This is a genomic window from Streptomyces sp. DG2A-72 (assembly GCF_030499575.1).
In the GTDB taxonomy this organism is placed as follows: Bacteria; Actinomycetota; Actinomycetes; order Streptomycetales; family Streptomycetaceae; genus Streptomyces.
On record NZ_JASTLC010000001.1, the window covers coordinates 3375065 to 3387723 of the forward strand.

Below are 12659 nucleotides of genomic sequence, written 5' to 3' on the forward strand. Positions count from 1 at the left end.
AACCCTTACGCAGGCGGCAGGCGATCCAGTTGCGCCTTGATCCGCGCGATGTCCTCGTCCGCCTTGGCGAGCCGCGTGCGGATCTTCTCCACGACGTGGTCCGGAGCCTTTGCGAGAAAGGCCTCGTTGCCGAGCTTGGCCTCGGCCTGCTGCCGCTCCTTCTGCGCCGCCGCGAGATCCTTCGCGAGCCTCTTGCGCTCGGCCGCGACGTCGATGACGCCGGACAGGTCGAGCGCGACCTCCGCGCCCGCGACCGGCAGCGTCGCCGTCGCCGAGAAGCCCTCGCCCTCCGGCTGGAGGCGCAGCAGCTGGCGGATGGCCGGCTCGTGCGGGACGAGTGCCGTGCCGTCGAGGGCGAGGCGGGCCGGGACGCGCTGGCCGGGCTGGAGACCCTGGTCGGCGCGGAAGCGGCGGACCTCGGTGATGACCTGCTGGAGAACGGCGATCTCCCGCTCGGCCGCCGCGTCCCTGAAGCCACCGTCCTTCGGCCACTCGGCGATGACGACCGACTCGCCGCCGGTCAGCGTCGTCCACAGCGTCTCCGTGACGAACGGGACGACCGGGTGCAGCAGCCGCAGCGTGACGTCAAGGACCTCACCCAGGACGCGCTTGCTGACCTCGGCCGACTCGCCGCCCACGTTGAACGTGGTCTTGGACAGCTCGACGTACCAGTCGAAGACCTCGTCCCACGCGAAGTGGAACAGCGCGTCGGAGAGCTTCGCGAACTGGAAGTCCTCGTACAGCGCGTCGACTTCGGCGACGACGGAGTTGAGACGGGACAGAATCCAGCGGTCCGTTGCCGACATCTGCTCCTGAGAAGGCAGCGGGCCTTCCACCGTCGCGCCGTTCATCAGCGCGAAGCGCGTCGCATTCCAGATCTTGTTGGCGAAGTTGCGGGAGCCCTGGACCCAGTCCTCGCCGATCGGGACGTCGGTGCCGGGGTTGGCACCGCGGGCGAGGGTGAAGCGCACGGCGTCGGAGCCGTACTTGTCCATCCAGACCAGCGGGTTGACCACGTTGCCGAATGCCTTCGACATCTTCTTGCCGTTCTCGTCGCGGACCATGCCGTGCAGCACGATCGTGTGGAACGGCGGAGTGTCGTCCATCGCGTACAGGCCGAACATCATCATCCGGGCGACCCAGAAGAAGAGGATGTCGTAGCCGGTGACCAGGACGGAGTTCGGGTAGAACTTCGCGAGCGATTCTGTCTGTTCGGGCCAGCCGAGGGTGGAGAAGGGCCACAGGCCGGAGGAGAACCAGGTGTCGAGGACATCGGTGTCCTGGTGCCAGCCCTCACCGGTCGGGGTCTCGTCGTCGGGGCCGACGCAGACGACCTCGCCGTTCGGCCCGTACCAGACCGGGATCCGGTGACCCCACCACAACTGGCGTGAAATACACCAGTCGTGGAGGTTGTCGACCCAGTCGAAGTACCGCTTCTCCATCTCCTGCGGATGGATCTTGACACGGCCGTCGCGGACCGCGTCGCCGGCGGCCTTCGCGAGCGGGCCGACCTTGACCCACCACTGCATGGACAGGCGCGGCTCGATGGTGGTCTTGCAGCGTGAGCAGTGGCCGACGGAGTGGACGTACGGCCGCTTCTCGGCGACGATCCGGCCCTCGGCGCGCAGCGCGGCGACGATCGCGGAGCGGGCCTCCAGACGGTCCAGGCCCTGGAAGGGGCCGTGGGCGGTGATGACGGCGTGCTCGTCCATGATCGTGATGGCGGGCAGGTCGTGGCGCTGGCCGATCTCGAAGTCGTTCGGGTCGTGGGCCGGGGTGACCTTGACGGCACCCGTGCCGAACTCGGGGTCGACATGCTCGTCCGCGACGACCGGGATGGAACGGTCGGTCAGCGGCAGCCTGATGAGCTTGCCGACCAGGTGCTTGTACCGCTCGTCCTCGGGGTGAACGGCGACGGCCGTGTCGCCGAGCATGGTCTCGGCACGGGTGGTGGCGACGACGATCGCGTCGTCCCCGTCCCCGTACTTCATGGAGACCAACTCGCCGTCGTCGTCCTGGTATTCGACCTCGATGTCGGAGATGGCGGTCAGACACCGGGGGCACCAGTTGATGATGCGCTCGGCGCGGTAGATCAGCTCGTCGTCGTAGAGCCGCTTGAAGATGGTCTGAACGGCCTGGGACAGGCCCTCGTCCATGGTGAAGCGCTCACGCGACCAGGCGACACCGTCACCGAGCCGCCGCATCTGACCGCTGATCTGCCCGCCGGACTCGCCCTTCCACTGCCAGACCCGCTCGACGAAGGCCTCACGGCCCAGGTCGTGCCGGGACTTGCCCTCCTTGCCCAGCTCGCGCTCGACGACGTTCTGCGTCGCGATGCCCGCGTGGTCCATGCCGGGCTGCCACAGGGTCTCGTAACCCTGCATGCGCTTACGACGGGTCAGCGCGTCGATGAGGGTGTGCTCGAAGGCGTGCCCGAGATGGAGCGAACCGGTGACGTTGGGCGGTGGAATGACGATGGTGTACGGAGGCTTGTCGCTCTTCTCGTCCGCCTCGAAGTAACCCCGTTCTACCCAGCGCTCGTACAGCGGCCCCTCTACATCGGCCGGCGCGTACTGGGTCGGCAGTTCGGTGTCGGGCGCTGGTGGCTGCTGCTGAGCGTTCTCGGTCACCCGCTCAGTTTAGAGGTGTCGCGGGCGTGTCCCGAAACGGGATTCTTCTGTAACGGAGCGCCCCCCGATGCGATGCGTGCGCTGTGTCTGCGCCAGGATGTCGGGAACACATAAGCATCTGGAGGGGAACCCAGAAATGAGCTACAACCAGCCGGGCCCGTACGGCGGGCAGCCCCAGCAGCCCGGACCGTACGGCCAGCCGGGTCCGTACGGCCAGCCGCCGCAGGCCCCCCAGCCCGGCTATGGCTACCCCCAGCAGGCTCCGCCCGCCCAGCCCGGTTACGGCTACCCCCAGCAGCCCCCGCAGGGCGTCCCGCCCCAGTCCCCTCCCTACGGCCAGCAGCAGCCCTACGGCCAGCAGCCCCCGTACGGCCAGGCCCCGTACGGCGTCCCGCAGCCGCCGGCTCCGGGCGGCGGCGCGAAGAAGACGGGCCTCATCATCGGCGCGGTGGCCGTTGTGGCGGCGATCGGTGTCGGTGCGTACTTCCTGATCGGCGGGGGCGTCGGCGCGGGTGGCATCGAGGACGACGGCGCTCACAAGCTGACGACGCCGGAGACGGTGCTCAGCGAGTACAAGCTGTTCACCAAGGACTCCGAGGGCTCCGGCACGGACACGGCCAAGGACCTGACGAAGAGCGGCGTCAAGAACGGCACCGCGGTCTCCGGCATCTACTCGACGGCCGACCTGAGCGACTACGACCCCAGCGACCCCTCCACCGCGCCCGACCCCAGCGAGGTCGCGACGGCCAAGGGCATCACCTACATCGGCGCCTACGGTGAGATCGCCGATCCCGAGGCGTCCCTGGACGAGTTCTTCGCGCTGATCAAGAAGGAGTCCCAGGACAACTCCTCGTCCTCGGGCAGCACCGCCGCTCCGAAGACCGAGTTGGTCGGCGACCCCGAAGAGGTCGAGATCGACGGTGCGGTGATGAAGTGCCAGGCGGCCAAGGGCACCAACCTGGCCACGCGGAAGGCGAAGACCGACTGGTTCTGTGCCTGGGCCGACTACAGCACGATGGCCATGGTCTCCCCCGGTGACGCCACCAAGGACATGACGAAGGACGTCGCCGCCGACCTCACCAGCAAGCTCCGCGAGGAGATCCGCGTCAAGGCCTGACGCCTCGCACGCCCGTCGAGCGCGAAGGGGCCCCGGTCGGCTGACCGGGGCCCCTTGCCATGTGCGTACGGCGGTTACGCCGACTTCTGCTCGCCCGAGCCCCGCCCACGCGCGTCCCGCGGGATCAGGGTCGGGTTGACGTTCGAGTGGACGACCTCGGCGGTGATGACGACGCGGGCCACGTCCTTACGGGACGGGATCTCGTACATCACGCCCTGGAGGACTTCCTCCATGATGGCGCGCAGGCCGCGGGCGCCGGTCTGGCGGAGGATGGCCTGGTCGGCGATGGCTTCGAGGGCCTCGCGTTCGAAGTCGAGTTCCACGCCGTCGAGTTCGAAGAGGCGCTGATACTGCTTCACGAGCGCGTTGCGCGGCTCGATCAGGATCTGGAGCAGGGCCTCACGGTCCAGGTTGTGGACGCTCGTGATGACGGGGAGGCGGCCGATGAACTCGGGGATCATGCCGAACTTGACCAGGTCCTCCGGCATGACGTCCTCGAACTGGTCCTTGGACTGCAGCTCCCGCTTCGAGCGGATCGTCGCGCCGAAGCCGATGCCCTTCGCGCCCGCCCGGGACTCGATGATCTTCTCCAGTCCGGCGAAGGCGCCGCCCACGATGAACAGGACGTTCGTCGTGTCGATCTGGATGAACTCCTGGTGGGGGTGCTTGCGCCCACCCTGCGGGGGCACGGAGGCCGTCGTGCCTTCAAGGATCTTCAGCAGCGCCTGCTGGACGCCCTCGCCGCTCACATCCCTGGTGATCGACGGGTTTTCGCTCTTGCGGGCCACCTTGTCGATCTCGTCGATGTAGATGATCCCGGTCTCGGCCTTCTTGACGTCGTAGTCGGCCGCCTGGATGAGCTTCAGCAGGATGTTCTCGACGTCCTCGCCGACGTACCCGGCCTCCGTCAGCGCCGTCGCGTCGGCGATGGCGAACGGGACGTTGAGCATGCGTGCGAGGGTCTGGGCCAGCAGGGTCTTGCCGGAGCCCGTGGGGCCGAGCAGCAGGATGTTGGACTTCGCCAACTCGATGGCGTCCTCGCGGCTTTGGGCGCCGCCGTTCTCGCCGGCCTGGACCCGCTTGTAGTGGTTGTACACCGCGACGGAGAGCGCCTTCTTGGCGGCCTCCTGGCCGACCACGTAGCCCTCGAGGAACTCGTAGATCTCGCGCGGTTTGGGGAGTTCCTCCCAGCGCACCTCGCTGGTCTCCGCGAGCTCTTCCTCGATGATCTCGTTGCAGAGATCGATGCACTCGTCGCAGATGTACACACCGGGGCCTGCGATGAGCTTCTTGACCTGCTTCTGGCTCTTGCCGCAGAACGAGCACTTGAGCAGATCGCCGCCGTCACCGATGCGTGCCACGGTGTGCTTCCCCTTCGCCTGGGAGACGCCTAGGTCCAGCGGCTCCTGGTGCTGCCTTATGTCCGACGGTACCTTGCCGGGGCCCTCGTTCGGGCCCCCCTTGGCACGGTTCACTTCGACGCGCACTTTGTCGTGCACAGTGCCGAACCGTGCCAAGGAGCGGCAGACGATACAGCCTTCCGCGTCAGCGCACCGATTCGTTGTTCATCTTCCGGGTCGAGATGATCTGATCGATCAGGCCGTACGACAGCGCGTCCTCGGCCGTGAGGATCTTGTCGCGCTCGATGTCCTCGCGGATCTTCTCGATCGGCGTGGTGGAGTGCTTGGCCAGCATCTCCTCCAGCTGCGAGCGCATCCGGAGGATTTCGTTCGCGGCAATCTCCAGGTCGGAGACCTGACCGCGGCCCGTCTCGCTGTACGGCTGGTGGATCAGGATGCGGGCGTTCGGCAGCGCCATGCGCTTGCCGGGCGAGCCGGCCGCGAGCAGAACGGCCGCGGCGGAGGCCGCCTGGCCCATGCAGACGGTCTGGACGTCCGGCTTCACGAACTGCATCGTGTCGTAGATCGCAGTCAGCGCCGTGAAGGAGCCGCCGGGGCTGTTGATGTAGACCGAGATGTCCCGGTCGGGGTCCATCGACTCCAGGCACAGCAGCTGTGCCATGACGTCGTTGGCGGAGGCGTCGTCGATCTGCACGCCGAGGAAGATCACGCGCTCCTCGAAGAGCTTCGCGTACGGGTCGTACTCGCGGATGCCCTGCGAGGTGCGCTCGACGAAGCGGGGGATGACGTACCGGGACTCGGCGACGGGCACCGTGCTCTCGGCGCGTGCGCGGTCGTACATCCCGCTGCCGGGGAAGTCGTTCACTGTCTGTCTCCTAGAAGGCTGAGGCGGTCGGCTGGGGGCTGCGCGGGGGCCTCAGGCCCCGGTGCCGCCGCCGCCCGGCAAGCTCGCGGCGTGCGTGATGACATCGTCGATCAGGCCGTACTCCTTGGCCTCGTCGGCGTCGAACCACCGGTCGCGGTCGGAGTCACGGGTGATCTGCTCGATGGTCTGGCCGGTGTGGAAGGCCGTCAGCTCGGCCATGCGCTTCTTGGTGTGCAGCAGCCGCTCGGCGTGGATCTTGATGTCCGAGGCCGAACCGGCGAGGCCCGCGGAGGGCTGGTGGATCAGGATCTCGGCGTTCGGGAGCGCGAAGCGCTTGCCCGGGGTACCCGCGCTGAGGAGGAACTGACCCATCGAGGCGGCGAGGCCCATCGCGATCGTCACCACGTCGTTCTTGATGAACTGCATGGTGTCGTAGATCGCCATGCCGGCCGTGATCGAGCCGCCGGGGCTGTTGACGTAGAGGTTGATGTCCTTGTCCGGGTCAGCGGCAAGGAGCAGCAGCTGCGCGGTGATCTTGTTCGCGATGTCGTCGTCGACCGGCTGGCCGAGGAAGATGATCCGCTCGTTGAGCAGCCGGTTGTAGACCTGGTCGCCGAGGCCACCGATGGAAGGCTCGCCGGCGGCTGTAGGCATCAGATTCGTCACGTATCCACCTGCTCGTCTAAACGACGGCGCCGGGCCGTCTTCACGTGTTCCCTGCGGGGGCCTCCGGCGGTTCGGCCGGGTTCGGCCGAGATTGCTGGGCCCCGTATTCATGGACCCTAACGCGCTGGTCCCTTTGGGGAATCCCGGAGAGGTGAGTGTTCGCCGGGGGCGTAGAGGGTCCGGCGGGTGGGGTGCTGGCTACTCGCCGTGATTGTGCGGGTACGTGGGCGGATGCGGGTCGTGTGTGGCTGGTCGCGCCCACGCGGCGGAGCCGCATATCGATACAGCCCCGCGCCCCCAGGTTGGCTGCCCCGCCGCACGACAGAAGGGCCCCTGGGTTCACAACACCCAAGAGCCCTCCCTACGACCTACCAGGCGCCGTGGGCTCAGCCCTCGGGCTTCTCCTCGGGCTCGGCGTCGGCGGCGCCCTCCGCGGCCTCGGCCGTCTCCGTGGCCTGCTCGGCCTCGTCCTCGTCGTCCAGGTCGATGATCTCGCCGTTGGTGTCCTTGACGGTGGCCTTCTCGACGACGACGGCCAGGGCCTTGCCGCGGGCCACCTCGCCGACCAGGAGGGGGACCTGGCCGCCCTCGACGACGGCCTGGGCGAACTGGTCGGGGGACATGCCGGAGGAGGCGGCGCGCCGCATGAGGTGCTCGGTGAGCTCCTCCTGGTTGACGTTGAGCTTCTCCTGCTTGACGAGCTCGTCGAGCACGAACTGGGTCTTGATGCCCTTGACCGCGGCTTCGCGGGTCTCGGTCTCGAACTCTTCCTCGGTCTTGCCCTGGATCTCCAGGTACTTCGGGAGGTCGAGGCCCATCTGGCCGAGCTGGTGGTGCTCGAGGTTGTGCTTACGGGTGTTGATCTCGTCCTCGAGCAGCTTCTCGGGGACGGGCACCTCGACCAGCTCGAGCAGCTTCTCCAGGACGCGCTCCTGGGCCTGCGTGGCCTGGTCGTACTGCTTCATGTTCTCGAGGCGCTTGCGGCTGTCGGCCTTGAGCTCGTCCAGGGTGTCGAACTCGGAGGCGAGCTGCGCGAAGTCGTCGTCCAGCTCGGGGAGCTCGCGCGCGGCGACCTGGGAGACCTTGACGGTGACCTCGGCCTCCTTGCCGGCCGCGGAGCCGCCCTTGAGCTCGGAGGTGAAGGTGGCCTCGCCACCGGCCTCCAGGCCCTTCACGGCGTCGTCGATGCCGTCGAGGAGCTCGCCGGAGCCGATCGTGTAGGAGACACCGCTCGCCACGCCGTCCTCGAGGACCTCGCCCTCGACCTTGGCCTCCAGGTCGAGGGTGACGACGTCGCCGTCCTCGGCGGCACGCTCGACCGGGGAGGTGGAGGCGAAGCGCTCGCGGAGCTGCTCGACCGACTGCGCGATGTCGTCGTCCGTCACCTCGACGGCGTCGACCTCGACCTCGATGCCGGAGAAGTCCGGGATCTCCAGGGTCGGGCGGATGTCGACCTCGGCGGTGAAGTTCAGCGTCTCGCCGTCCTTCAGCTCCGTGATGTCGACCTCGGGCTGGCCCAGGACATCGATCTCGGCCTCGTTGACCGCCTCGGTGTAGAACTTCGGCAGCGCGTCGTTGACGGCCTCCTCCAGAACCGCACCGCGGCCGAACCGCTGGTCGATGATGCGGGCCGGGATCTTGCCCTTACGGAAGCCCTTCACCGTGACCTGCTGGTTGATCTTCTTGTACGCCGCGTCGAGGCTGTCCTTGAGCTCCTCGAAGGGCACCTCGACAGTGAGCCGAACCCGGGTCGGGTTCAGGGTCTCCACGGCGCTCTTCACGGTTCGGTCTCCTTGTGGCTGACTTCTTGGTTTCTGCCGGAGCCAGACTGGTCCGGCGGATTTCGCCGCCCGGAGGACTTCAGTGATCTTCACTGCCGAGACACACGGACGCGCAGCTTGCATAGTAGCCGTAGCCGCCGGACGCCCCAAAGGCGATCATGCGAGGTGATCCGTACGTGGTCGGGGTGGCGGGATTTGAACCCACGGCCTTCCGCTCCCAAAGCGGACGCGCTACCAAGCTGCGCCACACCCCGTGCTGGTGCGAGACGTAGGGTACATGCCCGCAGGCGGTGCGGCTGCCGCAATTATGGGGTGTGCGGTGAGGCGGCACGACCCGCTACGATGCCTGCAGTGCCGCGGTCACCTGACCTGCGGCGCGTGCTGTGCGGGCGTAGCTCAATGGTAGAGCCCTAGTCTTCCAAACTAGCTACGCGGGTTCGATTCCCGTCGCCCGCTCCACGAGGGCCCGGTTCTTCGGAACCGGGCCCTTTTGCATGTCACGAGTCCGCCCGCCTCAAGATCGGCGGATCCGCACCGAGGCCGGCCGGTCAGAACTGGATCTCGTTGATGGTCTGGGCTATCGAGTCGAGGAAGCGCTGGATGTCGTCGGCCATACCCGTCGAGGCGAGGAAGAAGCCGAAGAGGACCGCGACGATCGCGGGGCCGGCCTTGATGTTCCCTGCCCGGATCATCACCACCAGGATGATCGCCAATAGCAGCACCACTGACAGTGAAATGGCCACAACTGATCACACCCTCGGTCGGATCCGCTCTCCCGGCCTGGGATGCCGCCCCGCGCACCCCCGCCAGAACCATCGTGCCACCAACGGGGCCCCGGTATGCGGCCCGTGACGTATCGTCTGCCACACCCGTATCCGACAAGTCTGGATCTGTCCGTACGAACTCACACCTCTGGCACAGCTTGCGACACAATTCGCCAGTCAACCGCGCAAGGAATTCGGCCGGTTCGTTTCGTTGTCCACACAACGCGTTCGCAGGGAATTCGATTTGTTGCACACAAAGGCAACGGAAGCGGACATTCCGTCGCTCGGCGCAAGTGACTCACTGTGTTCACCGTCACGCCATCCGCCCATGCCAACTTCTGGCAAACACAAGCGGTCGCGGTGGAAAAGCAGGAATGACGTCGGGGTTTTACGAGAACCCACGGGCAACGCTAGGGTGCCTCAGATGTTCCACGCCGCCACGCCCTCCACCAGCGGTCACAACCGAACGCCGCTCCCCCCGGCACAGTCGCCGACACCGGGAGCGCCGAGTACGGGAGCACCGCAGAGACAGCAGAAACAGCAGCGCGACGCTTTCTTCGACAACGCCAAGTATCTGGCGATCGTGCTGGTCGCGATCGGCCACTCCTGGGAACCGCTCAAGGCCGACAGCCGGATCCTGGAAGCCGTGTACTCGGTCGTGTACTCGTTCCACATGCCGGCCTTCATCGTCATCTCCGGCTTTTTCTCGCGCAGTTTCGACATGCGCCCGGACCGGCTGAAGCGATTGATCACCGGTGTGGCGGTGCCGTACATCCTCTTCGAGACGGCCTATCCGCTCTTCAAGCGTGTCGTCGCCGGCGATCCCGGCCAGGAGATCAGTCTTCTCGACCCCTGGTATCTCACCTGGTTCCTGTGCGCGCTGTTCATCTGGCGGATGACGACCCCGATCTGGAAGCTCGTGCGCCGGCCGCTGCCGCTCGCGCTCGGCATCGCCATGCTGGCGTCGGTGACCCCGGAGATCGGCAACGACCTGGATCTGCAGCGGGTGTTGCAGTTCCTGCCGTACTTCGTGCTGGGTCTGTGCATGAAGCCCGAGCACTTCCAGCTGGTGCGCCGGCGTTCGGTGCGGATCGCGTCCGTGCCGGTGTTCGCGGCGGCCCTGGTGGTCGGCTGGTGGGCCGTGCCGCGGATGAACACCGCGTGGTTCTACCACCGTGACGCCGCGCAGAACCTGGGCGCTCCCTGGTGGGCGGGGCCGGTGATGGTGCTGGCGATGTTCGGCTGCTCGATGCTGCTGACCGCCTGCTTCTTCGCCTGGGTGCCGCGCCGCCACATGTGGTTCACGGCGCTCGGCGCGGGCACGCTGTACGGCTATCTGCTGCACGGATTCCTGGTCAAGGCCGGTGACTACCAGGGCTGGTTCGACCACGCCTGGCTGCACCGGCCGCTCGGCGAGATCACCGTGACCGTCCTCGCGGCGGCCGTCGTGACCCTGCTCTGCACGGCGCCGGTGCGGCGGGTGTTCCGGTTCGCGATGGAGCCGAAAATGGAGTGGGCGTTCAAGCGGGACGCGGCCGAGCTGGCCCGGGAACGCGAGAAGGCACGTAGCGCTCCGCGGGACGTGTAACGCTAGGCCGTCGATCGTCTGCGGGTCCGTTGTGGCTGGTCGCGCCCACGCGGCGGAGCCGCATATCGACTCAGCCCCGCGCCCCTTCGGGGGCGCTGCCGAACCCAGCTGATTTCGCCAGGGCCGCTCAGCCGCCGTTCGATTCACCCTTCAGACCGAGAAGTGCGCGCATCCGTGCGTACTTCTCGGTCAGTCGTGTGCGGGTGGCCGCGTCGAGTACGGCGAGCCGCGCCGGGTCCGCGTTGTGCGCCAGGTCCGCCTCCTTGACCAGCAGGGCGCCCGGGGTGGCGAGAATGCGCGCGGCGTACGCCTCGGGGGGTTCCCCGGCCCGCTTGGTGACCGCGCGCACGATGTCCTTCGTACGACGGCTCAGCGCGGCCTCGTCCAGCCACTGCTCGGAGAGCTTGTCGTCCTCCACGGCGTCGTGCAGCCAGGCCGCCGCGATCTGCTCGTCGTCCCCGCCCCGCGCGCGTACGCCCTCGGCGACGGCCCTCAGGTGTTCGGCGTAGGGCCGTCCGGCCTTGTCGGTCTGGTCCTGGTGGGCGGCGCGGGCCAGGGCTTCTACTTCGGGGAGGGTCATGGGCGTTGGAGTCACCCCTCCAGTGTGAGTCCCCCCTCAGCGGGCAAGGGCCTGAGCCGTCGGCCCCTCGCGGCAGATCAGCAGCAGCGCCCGGTCGTCGTTGACGTCCTTCGCCACTGCCTCGATGAGATGCCAGGCAGCGCCGTGGAATCCGCCGGCGACATAGCGGTCGGCCTCGCCGGTGAGGCGGTCGATGCCCTCGACGATGTCGCGTTCGGATGTTTCCACCAGACCGTCGGTGAACAGCATCAACACGTCACCGGGGCGCAAAGACCCCTTCACCGGGTCGAACTGGGCACCGTCGTACACGCCCAGCAACGGCCCCTCGGCCGCCTTCTCCTCCCAGCGTCCGTTGCCCGCGCTGAGCTGGAGCCCCGGTGGATGTCCGGCGGAGTACAGCTCGTAGTCGCCGGAGTCGAGGTCGAGGACGAGGTGGATGGAGGTGGCGAAGCCCTCGTCCCAGTCCTGGCGCAGGAGATAGCCGTTGGCGGCGGGGAGGAAGGCGTGCGGCGGCAGGCTGCCGAGCAGGCCGCCGAACGCGCCCGACAGCAGCAGCGCCCGTGATGCCGCGTCCATGCCCTTGCCGGAGACGTCGGTGAGGACGACTTCGAGCGTGCGCCCGCCGTTCGTGCGGGCGGCCACCACGAAGTCGCCCGAGAAGGACTGCCCGCCGGCCGGCCGCAGCGCCATCTCGCGGTGCCATGCCATCGGCAGCTTCGGCAGCTTGCTCTGCACCCGGATACGTTCCCGCAGGTCGAACAGCATCGTGCCGCCGCGCCGCCAGGGCACGCCGACCCGGCTGCGGAACTGTGCGATCAGCAGCCCGAAGAACCCGCAGGCGGCGACCACCAGCACCACACCCGGCGTCACTCGGGACGGCCCTTCCGTGTACGGCCCGAGCTGCACCGACTCCACGATCAGCGCGGTCGCCGCCGCCGCGTAGAGGCCGAGCAGGCTGGCGGGGCGCAGCAGCAGCCCGCCCGCGACGATGGGAAGGACCAGCGCGGCCGGTGAGCACCACACCGAGTTGGCGAGCGTGGTGATCGCGATCAGCGGGATGGTGAGCAGCAGTCCGGCCAGCGCGATCCAGTCCGAGCCGTCGCCGCGGAAGTAGTCGACGGCGCTTCTGCGCAGGCCGGTGCGGGCCCGGTGCCAGTGCATCTTCAACCGGGCCGTGAACGTCTCGGCCGCCGTGCGCCGCTCTCGTCCTGCTGCCATTAGTTCGGGACCCTATCCATCCGACCAGCCGCTTGGCACGGGAGGTCCCACTTGTCCCCCGTCCGAGGCTGGACTTCACAGTGAACTTC

At 67.7% G+C, this 12659-nt stretch carries 10 protein-coding genes and 2 tRNA genes; 3 read left to right on the plus strand and 9 right to left on the minus strand.

Translation table 11 applies throughout. The features are described 5' to 3' along the window. Positions 1-5: 5 nt before the first annotated feature. On the minus strand, positions 6-2630 hold the full coding sequence (locus QQY66_RS16040) for a valine--tRNA ligase (RefSeq protein ID WP_301981023.1): 2625 nt from the start codon (positions 2628-2630) through the stop codon (positions 6-8). Between the two features lie 136 nt (positions 2631-2766). Here QQY66_RS16040 and QQY66_RS16045 point away from each other — a divergent pair, with 136 nt between their 5' ends. Continuing rightward, on the plus strand, positions 2767-3747 hold the full coding sequence (locus QQY66_RS16045) for a hypothetical protein (RefSeq protein WP_301981024.1): 981 nt from the start codon (positions 2767-2769) through the stop codon (positions 3745-3747). A 74-nt stretch (positions 3748-3821) separates the two neighbouring features. Here QQY66_RS16045 and clpX read toward each other — a convergent pair whose 3' ends face one another. From clpX to QQY66_RS16070, 5 genes are all read right to left on the minus strand, one after another. Further along, on the minus strand, positions 3822-5108 hold the full coding sequence (gene clpX, locus QQY66_RS16050) for an ATP-dependent Clp protease ATP-binding subunit ClpX (RefSeq protein WP_301981025.1): 1287 nt from the start codon (positions 5106-5108) through the stop codon (positions 3822-3824). A 184-nt stretch (positions 5109-5292) separates the two neighbouring features. Beyond that, on the minus strand, positions 5293-5973 hold the full coding sequence (locus QQY66_RS16055; RefSeq protein ID WP_301981026.1) for an ATP-dependent Clp protease proteolytic subunit: 681 nt from the start codon (positions 5971-5973) through the stop codon (positions 5293-5295). Positions 5974-6024: 51 nt separating this feature from the next. Then, the gene (locus QQY66_RS16060) at positions 6025-6639 is read right to left on the minus strand and encodes an ATP-dependent Clp protease proteolytic subunit (RefSeq protein ID WP_301981028.1); all 615 of its coding nucleotides are present in this window, start codon (positions 6637-6639) and stop codon (positions 6025-6027) included. 386 nt (positions 6640-7025) lie between these two features. Beyond that, entirely contained in the window at positions 7026-8420 is a 1395-nt protein-coding gene (gene tig / locus QQY66_RS16065; RefSeq protein WP_301981029.1) for a trigger factor, read from the minus strand. Positions 8421-8597: 177 nt separating this feature from the next. Beyond that, positions 8598-8674: transfer RNA gene (locus tag QQY66_RS16070), tRNA-Pro, on the minus strand. Positions 8675-8805: 131 nt separating this feature from the next. Here QQY66_RS16070 and QQY66_RS16075 point away from each other — a divergent pair. Beyond that, positions 8806-8879: transfer RNA gene (locus QQY66_RS16075), tRNA-Gly, on the plus strand. 89 nt (positions 8880-8968) lie between these two features. Here the strand turns inward: QQY66_RS16075 and QQY66_RS16080 are convergent. Further along, positions 8969-9163 carry a hypothetical protein gene (locus QQY66_RS16080; protein ID WP_129802323.1) on the minus strand — a complete coding sequence of 65 codons (195 nt, stop codon included), beginning with the start codon at positions 9161-9163 and terminating at the stop codon, positions 8969-8971. A 445-nt stretch (positions 9164-9608) separates the two neighbouring features. Here QQY66_RS16080 and QQY66_RS16085 point away from each other — a divergent pair, with 445 nt between their 5' ends. After that, positions 9609-10772 (plus strand): acyltransferase family protein, encoded by a 1164-nt coding sequence (locus QQY66_RS16085; protein WP_301981030.1) that lies wholly within the window; start codon positions 9609-9611, stop codon positions 10770-10772. A gap of 127 nt (positions 10773-10899) precedes the next feature. Here QQY66_RS16085 and QQY66_RS16090 read toward each other — a convergent pair whose 3' ends face one another. Beyond that, positions 10900-11352 carry an HD domain-containing protein gene (locus QQY66_RS16090; protein WP_301987335.1) on the minus strand — a complete coding sequence of 151 codons (453 nt, stop codon included), beginning with the start codon at positions 11350-11352 and terminating at the stop codon, positions 10900-10902. A 36-nt stretch (positions 11353-11388) separates the two neighbouring features. Further along, complete coding sequence (locus QQY66_RS16095; protein WP_301981031.1) at positions 11389-12570, minus strand: PP2C family protein-serine/threonine phosphatase; 1182 nt, start codon at positions 12568-12570, stop codon at positions 11389-11391. Positions 12571-12659 lie beyond the last annotated feature (89 nt).

Excerpts from the sequence above, each read along its gene's own strand:
- QQY66_RS16045 (WP_301981024.1), top strand. The coding sequence starts at position 2,767 with ATGAGCTACAACCAGCCGGGCCCGTACGGCGGGCAGCCCCAGCAGCCC.
- QQY66_RS16085 (WP_301981030.1), top strand. The coding sequence starts at position 9,609 with ATGTTCCACGCCGCCACGCCCTCCACCAGCGGTCACAACCGAACGCCG.
- QQY66_RS16090 (WP_301987335.1), bottom strand. The coding sequence starts at position 11,352 with ATGACCCTCCCCGAAGTAGAAGCCCTGGCCCGCGCCGCCCACCAGGAC.
- QQY66_RS16095 (WP_301981031.1), bottom strand. The coding sequence starts at position 12,570 with ATGGCAGCAGGACGAGAGCGGCGCACGGCGGCCGAGACGTTCACGGCC.